This window comes from Streptomyces sp. NPDC058697, from assembly GCF_042715345.1.
GTDB classification, from domain to species: Bacteria; Actinomycetota; Actinomycetes; order Streptomycetales; family Streptomycetaceae; genus Streptomyces; species Streptomyces liliifuscus.
Window position 1 is genome coordinate 61098 of sequence record NZ_JBHXSU010000019.1, and the last position, 18090, is coordinate 79187.

Sequence of the window (18090 nt, forward strand, 5' to 3'; positions counted from 1 at the left end):
CACCCCCCGCGGAGCGCTCAGCTCCCCCCGGTGTGGACCTGGAACGCGGCCCGCCGCACGGCCTTGGCGAGCGCCGGATCGGGATGGGCGGCGGCAAGCGCGACCAGCACCTGCACGGTCCGCGGATGCCCGACCGCCCGCACCTCGTCGAGCAGCGAAGGCACGGTCGGCTGCACGGCGGACTCCAAGTGCCGTACGAGAAGCGGGGCCTCGCCATGGTCGGCGACGGCCGCGGCCGTGTCGACCCACAGCCAGGTGGCCTCCTCGCGGGTCAGCACCTCGTGGGCGTCCTCGGGGTCGTGCCCGTCGTGCTCGGCGAGCCACAGCAGGGCGTACGGCCGCAGATGGGTCTCGTCGGACACGGAGCGGACATCGGGCTCGGCGGGGGCTCCGACGACGCGCAGGGCCTCGAAGGCGAGTCCGCGCAGGAGGGCGTCCTCACCGCGGGCGGCGTCGAGGAGTTCGGTGACGGCGCCGCCGACGGTCCGGGCAGCGAGCCAGGCGCGGTACTCGGCACGGGCCGCGTTCGGGCGGAGCTGGGCGCAGCCGCGGAGCATGTCCTCGGCGCCCTGCTCGATGTTCCCGGCGGGGCTCTGCGCGGCGACGCAGATCTGCTCCAGCTTGACCCAGACCGCCCAGCTGCCGAGCGGGGTGAGCGTGGCCTGGCCATCGGCGCAGGTGAGGGCTCCCACGTCGGCGATCGCGTGCAGCGCCCAGTCGAGGAGGGGGGCCAGCGGGGTGTCCTCGGCGGGGCTCTCGACGGGCTCGGGCTGCGGGCCGTAGGGGATCTCGCAGCGCTCGGTGCGCAGTTCCGTGACGCGCTGTTCGAGCAGGTCGAGGAGTTGCGGTACGGGGACGGGACCCGCGGACAGCTGGAGGAAGGAGAGGACCTGGGGCATCGCGGAGACGACCTCGGCGACGGCGGCGGGCTCGCGTCCGTCGGGGCCGGGGTGGGCGATCGACCAGGCGTCGAAGAGGGCGACCCAGCCGCGCAGCACGGCGCTGTCGTCGCGGTTCCAGGCGCGCAGCCGCCAGCCGGGGCGCGCGATGCCGCCGTGCACCTCGACGAGACCCGCGAGACGTGCGGTGTCCCAGTCCGCGCGGACCTGAGCCGGGGTCAGGGCCAGATCGTCGGCGGCACGTTGGGCGGTCGCGTCGGAGAGTGTGCCGGTGCCCTCGGGGGTGCCGCGGGAAGCGGTGCCCTCGCGGCCCTTGGCCGGGCTCAGGACGGCGTCGGCCCACCGGGCGACGCGGGCCGCGCCGGCGAGTACGGCACGCGCCATGCGGGCGAGTTCCGCGGGTGCCGGTGTGCCTTCCGGCGGGCGGGGTGCGGGTCGGCGCGTGGGCCTCTGGGTCATCGCTCGGGGGGCGGCGGCCAGGGTTCGCGGGCGGACGAGTCGGAGCCTGGAGTCGCGCGGGATACGGGACGTCACGGGGGCAGTCTTCCGGTTGACGGTCCGAAAACCCAAACGGAATGCCACAAGGGGCCACAGGGGCGGTCTGCGCACCGGTCCCCGCGGGCGCTCCGGGGGCGTGAACGGGTAGGTGGTACGGAGTTAAACGGAACGTCCGGGACCGGGTGGAACGAGCGCCCCGGCAGCGGGCGGGGAAGGGGCCGCGTCAGGAGATGAGGTCGCTGGACGAAGACTCTCGCTGACGGCTCTGCGTGGAGGCTCCGGATGAAGTTCGCTTAACGCGGTCGCTGGACGAGGTCGCTACATCAGGGGGGTGAGAAAGCGGCGGAGGGCCTCTTCGTAGCCGGCCGGGTCGGCGTTCCACATGGCGCCGTGCGGGGCGCCCCGGACCGTGTGCAGGGTGACTAGGTCGGGGCGGCGCTCGGCGAGGCGGCGTGAAGGGCCCCAGGGGGCGACCGTGTCGTCCGGGCCGTGCAGGACGAGAATCGGCACCTTGAGCCGTTCGGGGTCGGCGGCGCCCTCGATGCGGTCGCCGTGCAGCCCTGTGCGGCCCTGGGCCGCGCGGACGGCCAGCGGCAGCAGGGCGCCGGGGGTGCGGCGGGCCGTGGCGAGGGCGCGCAGCGTGGTCTCCCAGCTGAGTACGGGCGAGTCCAGGACGAGGCCGGAGATCCTGTCGCGCATGGCCGAGTGGGCCGCGGCGCGCAGGGCCATGGTGGCGCCGGTCGACCAGCCGTGCAGGACGACCCGTTCGGCGCCGTAGCGCACGGCGTAGCGGATGGCCGCGTCCAGGTCGCGCCACTCGGTCTCGCCGAGGTGGTTCAGGCCGTCGGGAGGGCGGGGCGCGCCGAGGTCCCCGCGGTAGGCGAGGTCGAGGACGGGGAACTGCTGGCGGTGCAGGAACTCCATGACGTTCATGGGGTGTTCGCGGGTGGCGCCGAGGCCGTGCACGGTGATCACCCAGGTGTCGCGGGCGGCGGGCACGAACCAGGCGGGCAGGGCTCCGAGTTCGCCGGGGACGTCCACGTCGGCGTGGTCGAGGCCGAGGGCGGCGCCCGGGTTGCCGATGTGCACGCCCGGGGTGAACCACACCTTGTCCCCGGCTTCCAGGGTGCCGTGCGTGACGCGTTCCAGACGGCGTACGACTGTGTCGGCGGAGTGCGGGGCGGCGTTCAGGAGCGGGCCGACGACCGCGTGGCTGCCGTCGCCGCCGAGGCCGTACAGGCCCGGGCGCTGTGAGGCCAGGGCGCGGGTCAGGGTGACCTGCCCCGCTGCCGTGGAGTGCACGGTGAGGCGGGGTTCGGTGGGCAGCGGTTTGCCCGGCGGCGCCTTGAGAGCGGCGTCGCTGGCGAAGCGGCCGGCCGCCACCGTGGCGGCGACGGTGGCTGCGCCGGCTATGGCGACGGTGACGGCTGCTGCCGTCGGATTCACGGTGCGCACGGGTCCAGTCTCCTGACGGAGCCCGCTGTCGGCCAGTGGAGCGGGGCAGGAGTGTTCCGGTGCGGCTCGGCGGAGTGGGGGGTGGAAGGGGGCCGTCGGAATCCGTGGGTTCGGTGGGATCACCACGGTTCGGTGGGATCGGTGGGATCGATGGGATCCGCCGGATCGGCGAGATCGGCACCGCCGGGATGGTGGCGTCGGCTGCGCGCCGTTGCGGCGGACATCAGGCACGGCAGCCCACCCGGTCAGGGCCGGCGGCCACGCCCAGGCAGCACCCCAGCCCCGCCAACGCCAAGCCCCATCACCGCCACCGCCACCGCCACCGCCAAGCCCGTCACCGCCCCGCCCCATCAGCGCCCCTCCCCGCCCAGCCAGCGTCACCGCCCCGACCTCGGCCCCGCCGACGCCCAGCCACCCCCACGCCCCCCACGCACGCCACACACACACACACACACACCCACCCCCACGCACGCCCCCCACGCCCACCCCCCGTGGGCGTGCCCCCGTCACCGTCCCTGGCCGTACCCCTCAAGGCGTTCCGCCACCTCCGTCACCTGCTCGCGGGTCAGCAGCGTCGGTGTGTGGCCGGGGAGGGACGAGGCGGTCAGCCAGAGGCGGCACATCCACTCCAGTTGGGCCGTGCGGTCGTAGGCCTGGAGGAGAGTGGCTCCGTATGTGAGGGTGCCGTGGTTCTGAAGGAGACAGGCGGTGCGGTCCCGGAGGGCCCGGAGCATGTTCTCGGCCAACTTTTCCGTGCCGTAGGTGGCGTAGGGGGCCACGCGGACGGGACCGCCGAGCGCGGCGGCCATGTAGTGGATGAGCGGCAGCTCCGCGACGAGGGTCGAGACGGCCGTGGCGTGCACCGCGTGGGTGTGGACGATCGCCCGCGCGTCCGTGACGCGGTAGACCGCCAGATGCATGGGCAGTTCGCTTGTCGGAACGAGCGAACCGAGCACCTGCCGGCCGCCGAGGGAGACCCCGCAGAGGTCCTCGGGGGCCAGCCGGTCGTACGGGACTCCGCTCGGCGTGACCAGGACGGTGTCGCCCACGCGTACCGAGACGTTGCCCGAGGTGCCGACGACCAGACCCTCGTCCGCCGTCCGGCGGGCCGTCGCCACGATGTCGTCCCATGCCCGTTCCAGCGCCTCCCGCGCCGGGGGCGCGTCCCGCTCCCCCGCGTCCCGTCCGTCTCCCGTGTCCCGCCGCTGCTCAGCCATGCGGCGATCCTGCCAGCCGCGCAGCTCAACCCCGGGGCGGGCGGGGCACTTTAGGGCTGAACCGGCGCATCCGAAAGGTCGCACAAGGGCATGAATCGCCTGCCGGGAGCGAATGACCGGCATGCGACGGGCTTCCAAGGATCTTCCAGTAGCCTCTGGGAGATTTTTCGTGCACGTCGCCATTCCGGGGGGAAACATGGCTCGTGATCGCAAACCGTCCCTTCAGCGCGCCCGGTTCGTCGCCGCCTCCGTGGCGACGCTGGCGCTCGGCGGCACCGCTCTCGCGGAGGTGCCGGCCTCGGCGGCCGCCAAGCCCAAGGGCCACGACGTGTCCTCGCACCAGAAGAACGTCAACTGGTCGAGCGCGAAGAGCAAAGGCGCCAAGTTCGTCTATGTGAAGGCCACCGAATCGCACACGTACCGCAATCCGTACTACAACCAGCAGTACAACGGGGCACGCGGCGCGGGCATCATCCGCGGGGCGTACCACTTCGCGCTGCCGCACAAGTCCTCGGGGACGGCACAGGCCGCGTACTTCGTGCGCAACGGCGGCGGCTGGCGCGCGGACGGCTGGACGCTGCCGCCCGCGCTGGACATCGAGTACAACCCGTACGGCAAGAAGAAGTGCTACGGCCTGAGCAAGAGCAAGATGGTGAGCTGGATCAAGGCCTTCAGCAACGAGGTGAAGCGGCAGACGGGCCGGCGGCCGGTGATCTACACCAACTACAACTGGTGGAAGATGTGCACGGGCAACAGCGCCGCGTTCGCCGCGAACCATCCGCTGTGGCTGGCCCGCTACAGCTCGACGGCGGGGTCACTGCCGTCCGGCTGGAACTTCTGGACCTTCTGGCAGTACGACAACGGCGGGAGCCTGCCGGGTGACCAGAATCTCTTCAACGGATCCCTGAACCAGCTCAGGGCGTTCGCGAGGGGACAGTAGGGGTAGCGGACCCCTGAATTCCGCCTCTGTTCGAGACCTCTTGCCGCCGCTCCGACACAAATGGAGTGGCGGCACCTCTATTGAGACACCCTGAAGCCCATCTCAGTTCATCTTCCGTTCATCCAGGTTACCTACGGTCCCCGTGCCACTGACATCCAAGAGAAGCCTGGGTAAATGGAACACATCACGCTCCTACTCGGAATCGTGATCGTTACCGCTCTCGTGTTCGATTTCACGAACGGTTTCCACGACACGGCCAACGCGATGGCGACGACCATCTCGACAGGTGCCCTGAAGCCCAAGACGGCGGTGGCCATGTCCGCCGTGCTGAACCTCGTCGGTGCGTTCCTCTCCGTGGAGGTCGCCAAGACGATCTCCGGCGGCATCATCAACGAAGAGGGCATCCGCACCGAAGTGATCTTCGCGGCGCTCGTCGGCGCCATTCTGTGGAATCTGCTGACCTGGCTCCTGGGTCTGCCCTCCAGTTCCTCCCACGCACTGTTCGGCGGCCTGATCGGTGCCGCGGTCATGTCGGCCGGCTGGTCGTCGGTGAACGGTTCGACCGTCGTCACCAAGGTCCTGCTCCCCGCGATCGCCGCGCCGCTGGTGGCCGGACTCGCCGCGATGCTCGCCACCCGGCTGACGTACCGCATCAGCGACAAGGCCGGTGAGCAGGCGACCTCCAAGGGCTACCGCGCGGGTCAGATCACCTCCGCGGGCCTGGTCTCGCTGGCCCACGGCACGAACGACGCGCAGAAGACCATGGGCATCATCACGCTCGCCCTGGTCACCGGCGGTGTGCTCGCGCCCGGGTCGAATCCCCCCATGTGGGTCATCGTCTCGGCCGGTATCGCCATCGCGCTCGGCACCTACCTGGGCGGCTGGCGCATCATCCGCACCATGGGCAAGGGCCTCACCGACCTCGCGCCGCCGCAGGGCTTCGCCGCCCAGACCAGCGCCGCGACGGTCATCCTGGCCTCCTCGCACCTCGGCTTCTCGCTCTCCACCACCCAGTCCTGTTCCGGCGCCGTGATGGGTTCAGGCCTCGGCCGCAAGGGCGGCGTCGTCCGCTGGTCGACCGCGACCCGGATGTTCGTCGCCTGGGGCCTCACGCTCCCCGCCGCCGGACTGGTCGGCGCGGGCGCCGAGTTCCTCACCAAGCAGGGCACCTGGGGCATCGTCCTCACCGGCGCGCTGCTGATCGCGGGCTCGGCGGTCATCTGGACGCTCTCCCGCCGCCAGCCCGTCACCGTCGACAACGTGAACGACGTCAGCGGCGAGCCCGCGGGCGTCGTGACCACCGCCATCGCCGCCGTCACCCCGCCGCCGACGGGCACGGTCGCCGCGGCCGACGACCTCAAGACCACCATCCCGGGCCCGGACGCCACCGAGCCCGTCCGTACGGCCACGGTGTAAGGAACCCACAGCATGAAGATCGACTGGGCAGCCCTCGGCTCCGTCTTCGGAGTCAGCCTCATCGTCACCGTCGCCCTCGTGGGCCTCTTCACCCTCGGCATCGTCGGCCTCTCCAAGCGCGAGTCGGCCTCCGCCCAGGGCGGCACCGCGACCCTCGCGGTCACCGGCGCGTACGCCTGCTTCGCCGCGTGCGCGGCAGCGGTGGCGTACGGCATCTCTCTGATCGTCGCCTGACGCGTACGGCACCTCCGTCACGCACGACTGCGCCCCGTCGACCCCTCGGTCGGCGGGGCGCAGTCGTGTCCGCGTGAGCGGCGATGTGGGCCTCAGCACACTCTCCCGTCGCAGGTCAACAGCAAGTTGACGGGTGTTCGTGGGCGTGGTGGACTGCCGGAGCCATGTACGGCGGCAGGAGAGGAAGCCGGTGCGAATCCGGCGCGGTCCCGCCACTGTTACCGGGGAATCGATACCCCGGGAGCCAGGAACTCTCGCCGTCGGTCTCGTCGAACCAGGGCGCGGACACCCTGAGTGAGGACAAATCGCCATGCCCGGCTGCCCAAGTGCCTTTCCAGCGACGGTTGTGCCCGATCTGACGGTCGGCTGAACCGATGCGTGCCGATCGCGTCTTCGCGTACGGCGCCGCCGCCGGCCTTCTCGGTGACCTGCTGCTCGGCGATCCCCGCCGGGGGCATCCGGTCGCCGCGTTCGGACGGGCCGCGGGAGCCGTGGAGCGGGTGCTGTGGCGGGACCACCGGGGGTGGGGCGCGCTGCACACCGCCGTGTGTGTGGGTGGCGCCACCTCGCTCGCCGCGCTCGCCGGGCGTTCCGTACGTCCCTCTCGTGCCGCGTCCGTCGCCCTGACCGCCGCCGCCACCTGGTCCGTTGTCGGCGGGACCTCGCTCGGGCGGGAGGCCCGGGCCATCGGCGGGGCGCTCGCCGCCGGGGACATCGAGGTGGCCCGGGAGCGGCTGCCTCATCTCTGCGGGCGGGATCCGCAAGCGCTGGACGCCGACGGGATCGCCCGGGCCGTCGTGGAGTCCGTCGCCGAGAACACCTCCGACGCCGTGGTGGGCGCCCTCGTGTGGGGTGCCGCGGCCGGTGTGCCGGGGCTGGTCGGATTCCGTGCCGTGAACACGCTCGACGCGATGGTCGGGCACAGGTCCGCCAAGTACCGGCGGTACGGGTGGGCTTCCGCGCGGCTCGACGACGTCGCGGGGTGGCCGGGGGCGCGGCTGACCGCCGTCCTCGCCGCCGCCGCGGGAAGTGATCCGCGCGGGGCCGTACGCGCCTGGCGTGCGGATGCCGTCAAGCATCCGAGCCCCAACGCCGGGCCCGTCGAGGCCTCGTTCGCGGGGGCGCTCGGCGTGCGGCTGGGCGGGACGCTCTCGTACGCGGGACGGGTCGAGCACCGGCCCGTACTCAATGGTGAGGGGCGGGCCGTGGAGGTCGGGGACATCGAGCGGGCCGTGCGGCTCTCGCGGCGCGTGGGCTGGCTCGCGCTCGGCGTGAGTGTCGCCGGACGGCTGCTCGTCAACGGCCTTCGCTCGAAGGGGCGTACCTCATGAGCCGGGGAACGAGCGGGGGAACGGGTGGCGGGCTGCTCGTCGCCGGTACCACCTCCGACGCCGGCAAGAGCGTCGTCACCGCCGGGATCTGCCGGTGGCTGGTGCGGCAGGGCGTCAAAGTCGCACCTTTCAAGGCGCAGAACATGTCGCTCAACTCGTTCGTCACGCGGGAGGGCGCCGAGATCGGGCGGGCGCAGGCCATGCAGGCGCAGGCCGCGCGCGTGGAGCCCACCGCGCTCATGAATCCCGTACTGCTCAAGCCGGGCAGCGACCGGAGCAGTCAGGTCGTCCTCATGGGCAAACCTGTCGGGGAGATGAGTGCCCGCGGCTATCACGGCGGGCGTCAGGAACAGCTCCTCGGGACGGTCCTGGAGTGCCTCGCCGAGTTGCGGGGCACGTATGACGCGGTGATCTGTGAGGGGGCGGGCAGTCCCGCCGAGATCAATCTGCGGCGGACGGACATCGTGAACATGGGCATCGCGCGCAACGCGCGGCTGCCCGTGCTCGTCGTCGGCGACATCGACCGCGGGGGTGTCTTCGCCTCCTTCTTCGGGACCGTGGCGCTGCTCTCGCCCGAGGACCAGGAGTTCGTCGCCGGGTTCCTCGTCAACAAGTTCCGCGGGGACGTGTCCCTGCTGGAGCCCGGTCTCGACATGCTCAACAACCTCACCGGGCGTCGTACGTACGGGGTCCTGCCCTTCCAGCACGGTCTCGGCATCGACGAGGAGGACGGGCTCCGGGTCTCGCTGAGGGGCTCGGTCCGCGAGTCCGAGGTCTCCTCCCCCGTCGGCGAGGACATCCTGCGAGTCGCCGTCTGCGCGGTCCCGCTGATGTCCAACTTCACGGACGTAGACGCGCTGGCCGCCGAACCGGGCGTCGTCGTGCGGTTCGTGGACCGGGCGGAGGAACTCGTCGACGCCGACCTGGTCATCGTGCCCGGCACCCGCGGCACGGTCAGGGCCCTGGAGTGGCTGCGCGAGCGCGGCCTCGCGGACGCCCTCGCCAGAAGGGCCGCGGAAGGGCGTCCCGTCCTCGGTGTCTGCGGTGGCTTCCAGATCCTCGGCGAGCACATCGACGACGACGTCGAGTCGCACGCCGGCCAGGTGGACGGGCTCGGACTCCTCCCCGTGCGCGTGCGGTTCGCACGGGAGAAGACCCTGACCCGGCCGGTCGGCGTGGCGCTCGGCGAGCCCGTCGAGGGGTACGAGATCCATCACGGGGTCGCCCGGGTCACAGGCGGGGAACCTTTCCTGGACGGCTGCCGGGTCGGCGAGGTCTGGGGCACGCACTGGCACGGCTCGCTGGAGTCGGACGGCTTCCGCCGGGCCTTCCTTCGCGAGGTGGCGGCCGCCGCGGGGCGCCGCTTCGTACCGGCCGCCGACACGTCGTTCGGGTCGCTGCGCGAGGAGCAGCTGGACCGGCTCGGCGATCTGATCGAGGAACACGCGGACACGGACGCGCTGTGGCGGCTCATCGAGTCCGGCGCGCCGACAGGACTGCCCTTCATTCCACCGGGAGCACCCGCATGAGCACAGTGTTGTTGTTGTCGACCGCCGACACGGATCTGCTGGCGGCGCGTGCCGCCGGCGCCGCGTACCGGATCGGCAATCCGACCCGCGTGGATGTCGCGGAGGAGCTTCCCGCGCTGGTCCGGGGCGCGGACGTCGCCGTCGTACGGCTGCTCGGCGGCAAGCGCGCCTGGGAGGACGGGCTCGCCGCGCTCAAGGCGTCCGGCATCCCGACCGTGCTGCTGGGCGGGGAGTCCGTCCCCGACGCGGAGCTGATGGCCGAGTCGTCCGTGCCCGCCGGTGTCGTCGCGGAGGCACTGCGCTATCTCGTCGAGGGCGGCCCGGAGAACCTGACCGAGCTGGCCCGCTTCCTGTCCGACACCGTGCTGCTGACGGGCGAGGGCTTCGAAGAGCCGCGGAAGATGCCGGAGTTCGGGGTCCACGGCGAGCGCGCGCACGTCGAGGGCCGTCCGACCGTGGGCGTGCTCTTCTACCGGGCCCACCAACTCAGCGGCAACACCGCCTTCGTGGACACCTTGTGCGACGCGATCGAGGCCCGGGGCGCCAACGCCCTTGCCGTGTACTGCGGTTCGCTGCGCGACGCCGACACGGGCCTCTACGAAATCCTCGGCAAGGCCGACGCGCTGGTCGCCACGGTCCTCGCCGCCGGCGGCACGCACGCCTCGCAGGCGTCCGCGGGCGGTGACGAGGAGGCCTGGGACATCGGCGCGCTCGCCGACCTCAACGTCCCTGTCCTGCAAGGGCTCTGCCTCACCTCGTCACGGTCCGCCTGGGCCGGGTCCGACGCCGCCCTCTCCCCCATGGACGCGGCGATGCAGGTCGCGATCCCCGAGTTCGACGGACGCCTCATCACGGTCCCGTTCTCCTTCAAGGAGCAGGGCCCGGACGACGTTCCGGTGTACGTCGCCGACCCCGAGCGGGCCGCGCGGGTCGCCGGGATCGCCGTGCGCCACGCCCGGTTGAAGCACAAGCCCAATGCGGAGAAGAAGCTCGCGCTGGTCTTCACCGCCTATCCGACCAAGCACTCCCGGGTCGGCAACGCGGTCGGCCTCGACACCCCCGCCTCGGCGGTACGGGTCCTCGACGCGCTGCGGGACGCCGGGTACTCCCTGACCGAATACCCGGACAACGGCGACGAGTTGATCCACCGGCTCATCGCGGCCGGCGGCCACGACGTCGAGTGGCTGACCGAGGAGCAGCTCGCGTCCGCCCCCGCCCGCGTGCCGCTCGCCGACTACCGGGCCTGGTTCGACAAGCTCGACCCTGATCTACGGAACGGGATGCTGGAGGCCTGGGGCGAGCCGCCGGGCAACCTCTACGTGGACGGCGACGACATCGTGCTGGCCTCCCTCCAGTTCGGGAACGTCGTCGTGATGATCCAGCCGCCGCGCGGTTTCGGCGAGAACCCGATCGCGATCTACCACGACCCGGACATGCCGCCGTCGCACCACTACATGGCCGCCTACCGCTGGCTGGACAACAGCTTCGGCGCCGACGCCGTGGTGCACATGGGCAAGCACGGCACGATGGAATGGCTGCCGGGCAAGGGACTCGGGCTCAGCGGCGGCTGCGCGCCGGACGCCGTCCTCGGCGAACTGCCCCTGGTCTACCCCTTCATCGTCAACGACCCCGGCGAGGGCACCCAGGCCAAGCGCCGCGGCCACGCCACGGTCGTCGACCACCTCGTGCCGCCGATGGCCCGTGCGGACACGTACGGCGATCTGGCGAAGCTGGAGCAACTCCTCGACGAGTACGCGCTCGTGTCCGACCTGGACCCGACGAAGGCCCCGGCCGTGCGGGCCCAGATCTGGACGCTGGTCAAGGCGGCCGAGCTGCACCACGACCTGCATGTGGACGACCAGCCGGACGATGACGCCTTCGACGAGTTCGTCATGCACATCGACGGTTATCTGTGCGAGATCAAGGACGTGCAGATCCGCGACGGCCTGCACATTCTCGGCGGCGGCCCGGAGGCCGAGCCGCGCGTGAACCTTGTACTGGCCGTGCTGCGGGCCTCCCAGGTGTGGGGCGGGACAGCAAACGCGCTGCCGGGGCTGCGGGCCTGTCTCGCCGAGCATTTCGGGCTGGTCGAGAAGGAGTTGCTGGGCGAGCCCGGCGCGCCGTTGAAGGTGCCGGTCGAGCTGAGCGATCTGGTCCCGGGACCCTCACGGTCGGCGGCCGACGCGATCGATCTCCTTGAGCAGTTGTGCCGCCGGTTCGCGGAGGGCATGGAGGAGCGCGCCTGGGATGTCGCCGCCGTGCCCGCTCTCGTACGCGAGGTCCTCGGCACCGAACTCCCGGACGCCGTCGCGGTGTTGGAGTTCGCGTGCCGTGAGGTGGTGCCGCGGCTTGCCCGTACGACGGACGAGATCGACCACATCCTCCTTGCCCTGAACGGCGGTTACGTCCCGGCGGGCCCCTCGGGCTCACCGACCCGCGGACTCGTGAACGTCCTGCCGACCGGCCGGAACTTCTACTCCGTCGACCCCAAAGCGATCCCGTCCAGGCTGAGTTGGGAGGTCGGACAGGCGCTCGCGGACTCGCTCGTGCAGCGGTACCTCCAGGACACGGGCGACTACCCGAAGTCCGTCGGCCTGACGGTCTGGGGCACCTCGGCGATGCGCACGCAGGGCGACGACATCGCGGAGATCCTGGCGCTGCTGGGCTGTCGGCCGGTGTGGGACGACGCCTCGCGGCGCGTCACCGGCTTCGAGGTCGTGGGCCTGGAGGAGCTGGGCCGGCCGCGCATCGACGTCACGGTCCGCATCTCCGGCTTCTTCCGGGACGCGTTCCCGCATGTGGTCGGGCTGATCGACGACGCGGTACGGGCGGTGGCCGACCTGGACGAGCCCGCCGACCGGAACTACGTGCGGGCGCACGCCGACGAGGACACCGCCGAGCACGGCGACCGGCGGCGCGCGACCTCCCGTATCTTCGGCTCGAAGCCGGGCGCGTACGGGGCCGGGCTCCTGCCCCTCATCGACGCGCGCAACTGGCGCTCCGACGCCGACCTCGCCGAGGTGTACGCGGTGTGGGGCGGCTACGCGTACGGGCGCGGGCTCGACGGGCGGGCGGCGCGCGGGGACATGGAGACCGCGTTCAAGCGGATCGCCGTGGCCGCCAAGAACGTCGACACCCGCGAGCACGACCTCGTCGACGCGGACGACTACTTCCAGTACCACGGCGGCATGGTCGCCATGGTGCGCCACCTGACGGGCGCGAGCCCCGAGGCGTACGTCGGCGACTCCGCCACCCCCGACCAGGTGAAGACCCGCACCCTCGGCGAGGAGACCCACCGGGTCTTCCGCGCCCGCGTGGTCAACCCGCGCTGGATGGCGGCGATGCGGCGCCACGGCTACAAGGGTGCCTTCGAGATGGCGGCGACCGTCGACTACCTCTTCGGGTACGACGCCACGGCCGGGGTCGTGGACGACTGGATGTACGAGAAGCTCAGCGCGGAGTACGTCTTCGACGCGGAGAACCGGGACTTCATGAAGAAGTCCAACCCCTGGGCCCTGCGCGGCATCACGGAACGACTCCTCGAAGCGGCGGACCGCGGGCTGTGGGCCGAACCGGACGCCGAGACGCTGGAGCGGCTGCGCGCCACATACCTGGAGCTCGAAGGCGACTTGGAGGGCGACGACCAGTGAGTACCCCCTTTCCGTTCACGGCTGTCGTCGGGCAGGACGACCTGCGGCTCGCGCTGCTCCTGAACGCCGTGTCACCCGCGGTCGGCGGTGTGCTCGTACGCGGCGAGAAAGGCACCGCCAAGTCGACGGCCGTGCGCGCCCTTTCGGCGCTCATGCCCGAGGTGGACGTCGTCGCCGGCTGCCGTTTCTCGTGTGCGCCCGCGGCGCCCGACCCGGCGTGTCCGGACGGGCCGCACGAGGTGGGCGCGGGGGTCCAACGGCCCGCGCGCATGGTCGAGTTGCCCGTCGGCGCCTCCGAGGACCGGCTCGTGGGCGCGCTGGACATCGAGCGTGCGCTGGCCGAGGGCGTGAAGGCCTTCGAGCCCGGCCTGCTGGCCGACGCGCATCGCGGCATCCTGTACGTGGACGAGGTCAACCTCCTCCACGACCACCTGGTCGACCTGCTGTTGGACGCGGCCGCGATGGGCGCCTCGTACGTGGAGCGCGAAGGCGTCTCCGTACGGCATGCGGCCCGATTCCTGCTGGTGGGGACCATGAACCCCGAAGAGGGCGAGCTGCGGCCGCAGTTGCTCGACCGGTTCGGTCTGACGGTCGAGGTGGCCGCCTCGCGCGAGCCCGATCAGCGGGTCGAGGTCGTGCGGCGGCGGCTCGCGTACGACGACGATCCGGACGGCTTCGCGGCGCGCTGGGCCAACGAGGAGACGGCGGTACGGGCCCGGATCGCGGCCGCGCGGAAGCTGTTGCCGTCGGTCGTGCTCGGCGACGGGCCGCTGCGGCAGATCGCGGCGACCTGTGCGGCCTTCGAGGTGGACGGCATGCGGGCCGACATCGTGATGGCCCGGACCGCCACCACGCTGGCCGCGTGGGCGGGTCGTACGGAGGTCCTGGCCGAGGACGTACGGCAGGCCGCGCTGCTCGCGCTGCCGCACCGGCGTCGGCGAAATCCCTTCGACGCGCCGGGACTTGACGAGGACAAGCTCGACGAGACGCTGGAGGAGTTCGGGAGCGGGGACAACTCCGACGGTTCGGGGGGTTCCAACAGTTCCAACAGTTCCGATGGTTCGGACGACCCCGGCGACGAGGATCCGGATCCGGACGGGCCCGACGGGGGCGGCGGGCAGCCGCCTCAGGACGGGCCCGACAGCGGCGACGACGGCGGCGCCGAGAGTTCCGGTGAGGTGCCCGCGCAGGGCGAACCCTCCGAGAACGGACAGGCCCCGTCGCCCGGCGCGGGCGAGCAGGCTCCCGTACGGGCCGCCGAACCCTTCCGTACGAAGGTGCTGAGCGTGCCCGGCCTCGGCGAGGGTGCCGCCGGGCGGCGGTCGCGGGCGCGGACCGAGCACGGGCGGACCACCGGGGCGCGTCGGCCCCAAGGGGCCCTCACCAAGCTGCACTTGGCGGCCACCGTGCAGGCCGCGGCACCCCATCAGCGGGCACGCGGGCGGTCGGGGCCCGGTCTCGTGGTCCGGCGTGACGATCTGCGGCAGGCCACGCGGGAGGGGCGTGAGGGGAACCTCGTGCTGTTCGTCGTGGACGCCTCCGGGTCGATGGCGGCCCGGCAGCGGATGAGCGCGGTCAAGGGGGCCGTGCTGTCGCTGCTCCTCGACGCCTACCAGCGGCGGGACAAGGTGGGGCTCGTGACCTTCCGCGGGTCGACGGGCGAGGTCGCGCTGCCGCCCACCTCCTCGGTGGACGCGGCCGCGGTACGGCTGGAGTCGCTGCCCACCGGCGGGCGCACGCCGCTCGCCGCCGGGTTGCTGCGGGCGCATGACGTGCTGCGGGTGGAGCGGTTGCGGGATCCGGCTCGGCGGGCGTTGGTGGTCCTGGTGACGGACGGCAGGGCGACGGGCGGGCCCGAGCCGGTGGCGCTGGCGGGGCGGGCCGCTCGGCTGTTCGCCGCCGACGGGGTCGCGTCCGTGGTCGTCGACTGCGAGTCCGGGCCCGTACGGCTCGGGCTCGCGGGACAGCTTGCGGGTGAACTCGGCGGTACGGCCGTGACGTTGGACGAGCTGCGCGCCGACTCGATCGCAGGGCTCGTCAGGGATGTTCAGGGCAACAGCAGGAGGGCCGCGTAATGCCGCAGGGACAGCCGAGTGTGGTGCCCGACGACGGGCTGACGACTCGTCAGCGGCGGAACCGGCCGCTCGTGGTCGTGCACACCGGGATCGGGAAGGGCAAGTCCACCGCCGCCTTCGGGCTCGCGCTGCGGGCCTGGAATCAGGGCTGGCCCATCGGGGTCTTCCAGTTCGTCAAGTCCGCGAAGTGGAAGGTCGGCGAGGAGAACGCGCTTCGGGTGCTCGGGGCATCCGACGAGGGCGGGGCCGTCGACTGGCACAAGATGGGTGAGGGGTGGTCGTGGGTGCAGCGCGACTCCCAGATGGACAACGAGGAGAAGGCGCGCGAGGGGTGGGAACAGGTCAAGCGGGATCTGGCCGCTGAGACGTACCGGCTCTATGTGCTTGATGAGTTCGCCTATCCCATGCACTGGGGGTGGGTCGATGTCGACGAGGTCGTCTCCGTGCTGCGGGACCGGCCCGGGACCCAGCATGTCGTGATCACCGGGCGCAACGCTCCCGAGAAGCTCGTCGAACTCGCCGACCTCGTGACCGACATGTCCAAGGTCAAGCACCCCATGGACGCCGGTCAGAAGGGGCAGAGGGGCATCGAGTGGTGAGTTCTTCCGTCCCTCGGCTGGTCATTGCCGCGCCCTCCTCGGGCAGCGGCAAGACCACCGTCGCCACGGGGTTGATGGCCGCGTTCGCCTCGCGGGGGCTTGCCGTGTCCCCGCACAAGGTGGGACCCGACTACATCGATCCCGGGTATCACGCGCTCGCCACCGGGCGGGTGGGGCGGAATCTCGACGCCTATCTGTGCGGGGCGGAGTTGGTCGCGCCGCTGTTCGCCCATGGGGCGCGGGGGTGCGATCTCGCCGTCGTCGAGGGCGTGATGGGGCTGTTCGACGGGGCCGTGGGGGAAGGGGAGTTGGCCTCCACCGCTCATGTGGCGAAGTTGCTGCGGGCGCCTGTGGTGTTGGTCGTGGATGCCTCCTCGCAGTCCCGGTCCGTGGCCGCGCTTGTGCACGGGTTCGCCTCCTGGGATCCCGAGGTGCGGATCGGTGGGGTGATCCTCAACAAGGTGGGGTCCGAGCGGCATGAGGGGATGCTGCGGGAGGCGTTGGACGCGTCCGGGGTGCCTGTGCTTGGTGTTCTGCGGCGGGTTGAGCAGGTGGGGACGCCTTCTCGGCATCTGGGGCTGGTGCCGGTCGCCGAGCGGCGGGCTGAAGCGGTGGGGGCTGTTGCCGCGATGGCTGCGCAGGTGCGGGGTGGGTGTGATCTGGATGCGCTGTTCGCGCTGGCGCGCAGCGCTGGAGAGTTGTCGGGTGCGGCTTGGGATGCGGCTGAGGTTGTGGCTTTTTCGCCCCCGCCGCCCCTTCCCGTTCCCGACCCTGGGGGCTCCGCCCCCAGACCCCCTTATCGGCCTGAACGGCCTCGTCCTCAAACGCCGGACGGGCTGGAAGAGCCGGGGACGGCCTCGAAGGAGCCGCAAGCAAGGCCTCCTGGTGCACCACTCGTTGCCATCGCGGGTGGGGCCGCCTTCAGTTTTTCCTACGCCGAGCATGCCGAGTTGCTTGCCGCGGCCGGCGCGGACGTCGTCACCTTCGATCCGCTTCGGGATGAGGAACTGCCCGAAGGGACGCGGGGGTTGGTCATCGGGGGTGGGTTTCCCGAGGTGTACGGCCCTGAGTTGTCCGCCAATGAACCCCTCCGTAAGGCCGTTGCCTCGCTTGCTGAGAGTGGGGCTCCCGTCGCTGCCGAGTGTGCGGGGCTGTTGTATCTCTCGCGTGAGCTCGACGGCCTGCCCATGTGCGGGGTGATCGACGCGAAGGCGCGGATGGACGAGCGGCTGACGCTGGGGTATCGGGACGCCGTCGCTGTGTCCGACAGTGTGCTGGCCGAGGCCGGCAGCCGGATGCGCGGGCATGAGTTTCACCGGACCGTCGTGGAGCCAGGGGCGGGGGTGGCCCCCGCCTGGGGGCTGCGTGCTCCGGCTCGGCGGGTCGAAGGTTTCGTACAGCAGGGCGTGCATGCGAGTTATCTGCATACGCACTGGGCGTCGGCGCCCGGTGTCGCCCGTCGGTTTGTGGAGAGGTGTGTCGGGTCATGGGCAACAGCAGGCTGATCGGGGTCGGGGTCGGGCCCGGGGATCCCGAGCTCGTGACCGTCAAGGGGGTCAACTGCCTTCGGGCCGCCGACGTTGTTGTCGTGCCTGTGATGGCCTCGCCTGATGGGAAAGATGGCGGTGAGCCTGGGCGCGCCGAGGCCACCGTTCTGCACTACGTGCCCGAGGACAAGGTCGTACGCGTCGTCTTCGCGCTCAACGAGCGGTCCGACCGGGGGCGCCGCGAGGCCGCCTGGGACGCTGCCGGGGAGCGGGTGGCCGGGCTGCTGCGTACGCACGGGACCGTGGCCTTCGCGACCATCGGGGATCCGAACGTGTACTCCACCTTCACCTATCTCGCGCAGACCATCGAGCACCTCGTGCCGGGGACCGTCGTCGAGACCGTGCCCGGTATCACCGCCATGCAGGATCTCGCCGCCCGGTCCGGGGCCGTGCTGACGGAGGGCACCGAGCCTCTGACGCTCGTGCCCGTCACCGCGGGGGCCGGGGCGCTCAAGGACGCGCTCAACGGGCCCGGGACGGTCGTCGCGTACAAGTTCGGGCGGCTGGCGCAGGAGGTCGCCGCGGCGCTGCGGGAGACCGGGCGGCTCGACGACGCCGTGTGGGGGTCGGCGTTGGGGCTGCCGGACGAGTCCATTCGGCCCGCGGGCGAGCTGGACGGCACCACGCTGCCCTATCTCTCGACGCTCATCGCGCCCGCCCGGCGCGACGGTGGACGCGGCGGCAAGCTGTGACTTCCGTC

13 protein-coding genes and 1 riboswitch are annotated in these 18090 nt (G+C 71.8%); of the genes, 10 read left to right on the forward strand and 3 right to left on the reverse strand.

What is annotated here, in order from left to right; all coding sequences use genetic code 11:
- Window positions 1-17: 17 nt before the first annotated feature.
- The 3 genes from ACFWXQ_RS33910 to ACFWXQ_RS33920 all read right to left on the reverse strand — a co-directional run bounded on the left by ACFWXQ_RS33910 (window position 18) and on the right by ACFWXQ_RS33920 (window position 4069).
- Window positions 18-1433: a hypothetical protein gene (locus tag ACFWXQ_RS33910; RefSeq protein WP_383939708.1), complete on the reverse strand. Its 1416-nt coding sequence runs from the start codon at window positions 1431-1433 to the stop codon at window positions 18-20.
- Between the two features lie 282 nt (window positions 1434-1715).
- Window positions 1716-2852 (reverse strand): alpha/beta hydrolase, encoded by a 1137-nt coding sequence (locus ACFWXQ_RS33915; RefSeq protein ID WP_383939705.1) that lies wholly within the window; start codon window positions 2850-2852, stop codon window positions 1716-1718.
- A 506-nt stretch (window positions 2853-3358) separates the two neighbouring features.
- A complete protein-coding gene (locus ACFWXQ_RS33920; protein WP_383939702.1) occupies window positions 3359-4069 on the reverse strand; it encodes a class II aldolase/adducin family protein in 711 nt (236 codons plus the stop codon).
- Window positions 4070-4265: 196 nt separating this feature from the next.
- Here ACFWXQ_RS33920 and ACFWXQ_RS33925 point away from each other — a divergent pair, with 196 nt between their 5' ends.
- The 10 genes from ACFWXQ_RS33925 to cobI all read left to right on the forward strand — a co-directional run bounded on the left by ACFWXQ_RS33925 (window position 4266) and on the right by cobI (window position 18082).
- Complete coding sequence (locus ACFWXQ_RS33925) at window positions 4266-5009, forward strand: lysozyme (RefSeq protein WP_383939699.1); 744 nt, start codon at window positions 4266-4268, stop codon at window positions 5007-5009.
- 174 nt (window positions 5010-5183) lie between these two features.
- The gene (locus ACFWXQ_RS33930) at window positions 5184-6425 is read left to right on the forward strand and encodes an anion permease (RefSeq protein ID WP_383939696.1); all 1242 of its coding nucleotides are present in this window, start codon (window positions 5184-5186) and stop codon (window positions 6423-6425) included.
- A gap of 12 nt (window positions 6426-6437) precedes the next feature.
- A complete protein-coding gene (locus ACFWXQ_RS33935) occupies window positions 6438-6659 on the forward strand; it encodes a hypothetical protein (RefSeq protein ID WP_383939693.1) in 222 nt (73 codons plus the stop codon).
- A gap of 140 nt (window positions 6660-6799) precedes the next feature.
- Window positions 6800-6936: riboswitch (cobalamin riboswitch) on the forward strand.
- Window positions 6937-7033: 97 nt separating this feature from the next.
- Window positions 7034-7990, forward strand: coding sequence for a cobalamin biosynthesis protein (locus ACFWXQ_RS33940; protein WP_383939690.1), 957 nt, complete (start codon window positions 7034-7036; stop codon window positions 7988-7990).
- Window positions 7987-9519 (forward strand): cobyric acid synthase, encoded by a 1533-nt coding sequence (locus tag ACFWXQ_RS33945; protein WP_383939688.1) that lies wholly within the window; start codon window positions 7987-7989, stop codon window positions 9517-9519. Before ACFWXQ_RS33940 ends, ACFWXQ_RS33945 begins: the two co-directional genes overlap by 4 nt.
- Window positions 9516-13169 carry a cobaltochelatase subunit CobN gene (gene cobN / locus ACFWXQ_RS33950; protein ID WP_383939685.1) on the forward strand — a complete coding sequence of 1218 codons (3654 nt, stop codon included), beginning with the start codon at window positions 9516-9518 and terminating at the stop codon, window positions 13167-13169. Before ACFWXQ_RS33945 ends, cobN begins: the two co-directional genes overlap by 4 nt.
- Window positions 13166-15244: a putative cobaltochelatase gene (locus ACFWXQ_RS33955; RefSeq protein ID WP_383939683.1), complete on the forward strand. Its 2079-nt coding sequence runs from the start codon at window positions 13166-13168 to the stop codon at window positions 15242-15244. The genes cobN and ACFWXQ_RS33955 overlap by 4 nt, the downstream gene beginning before the upstream one ends.
- Window positions 15244-15843, forward strand: a complete 600-nt coding sequence (cobO, locus tag ACFWXQ_RS33960; RefSeq protein WP_200399107.1) for a cob(I)yrinic acid a,c-diamide adenosyltransferase — start codon at window positions 15244-15246, stop codon at window positions 15841-15843. The genes ACFWXQ_RS33955 and cobO overlap by 1 nt, the downstream gene beginning before the upstream one ends.
- Window positions 15840-17348, forward strand: coding sequence for a cobyrinate a,c-diamide synthase (locus ACFWXQ_RS33965; protein ID WP_383939680.1), 1509 nt, complete (start codon window positions 15840-15842; stop codon window positions 17346-17348). Before cobO ends, ACFWXQ_RS33965 begins: the two co-directional genes overlap by 4 nt.
- Complete coding sequence (gene cobI / locus ACFWXQ_RS33970) at window positions 17330-18082, forward strand: precorrin-2 C(20)-methyltransferase (RefSeq protein WP_383939677.1); 753 nt, start codon at window positions 17330-17332, stop codon at window positions 18080-18082. Before ACFWXQ_RS33965 ends, cobI begins: the two co-directional genes overlap by 19 nt.
- The last annotated feature ends 8 nt before the right edge of the window (window positions 18083-18090 follow it).

What these genes read in the sequence shown, in the direction of transcription:
- ACFWXQ_RS33920 (WP_383939702.1), bottom strand. Translation starts at nt 4,069, where the DNA reads ATGGCTGAGCAGCGGCGGGACACGGGAGACGGACGGGACGCGGGGGAG.
- ACFWXQ_RS33925 (WP_383939699.1), top strand. Translation starts at nt 4,266, where the DNA reads ATGGCTCGTGATCGCAAACCGTCCCTTCAGCGCGCCCGGTTCGTCGCC.
- ACFWXQ_RS33930 (WP_383939696.1), top strand. Translation starts at nt 5,184, where the DNA reads ATGGAACACATCACGCTCCTACTCGGAATCGTGATCGTTACCGCTCTC.
- ACFWXQ_RS33935 (WP_383939693.1), top strand. Translation starts at nt 6,438, where the DNA reads ATGAAGATCGACTGGGCAGCCCTCGGCTCCGTCTTCGGAGTCAGCCTC.
- ACFWXQ_RS33940 (WP_383939690.1), top strand. Translation starts at nt 7,034, where the DNA reads ATGCGTGCCGATCGCGTCTTCGCGTACGGCGCCGCCGCCGGCCTTCTC.
- ACFWXQ_RS33945 (WP_383939688.1), top strand. Translation starts at nt 7,987, where the DNA reads ATGAGCCGGGGAACGAGCGGGGGAACGGGTGGCGGGCTGCTCGTCGCC.
- cobN (WP_383939685.1), top strand. Translation starts at nt 9,516, where the DNA reads ATGAGCACAGTGTTGTTGTTGTCGACCGCCGACACGGATCTGCTGGCG.
- cobO (WP_200399107.1), top strand. Translation starts at nt 15,244, where the DNA reads ATGCCGCAGGGACAGCCGAGTGTGGTGCCCGACGACGGGCTGACGACT.
- cobI (WP_383939677.1), top strand. Translation starts at nt 17,330, where the DNA reads ATGGGCAACAGCAGGCTGATCGGGGTCGGGGTCGGGCCCGGGGATCCC.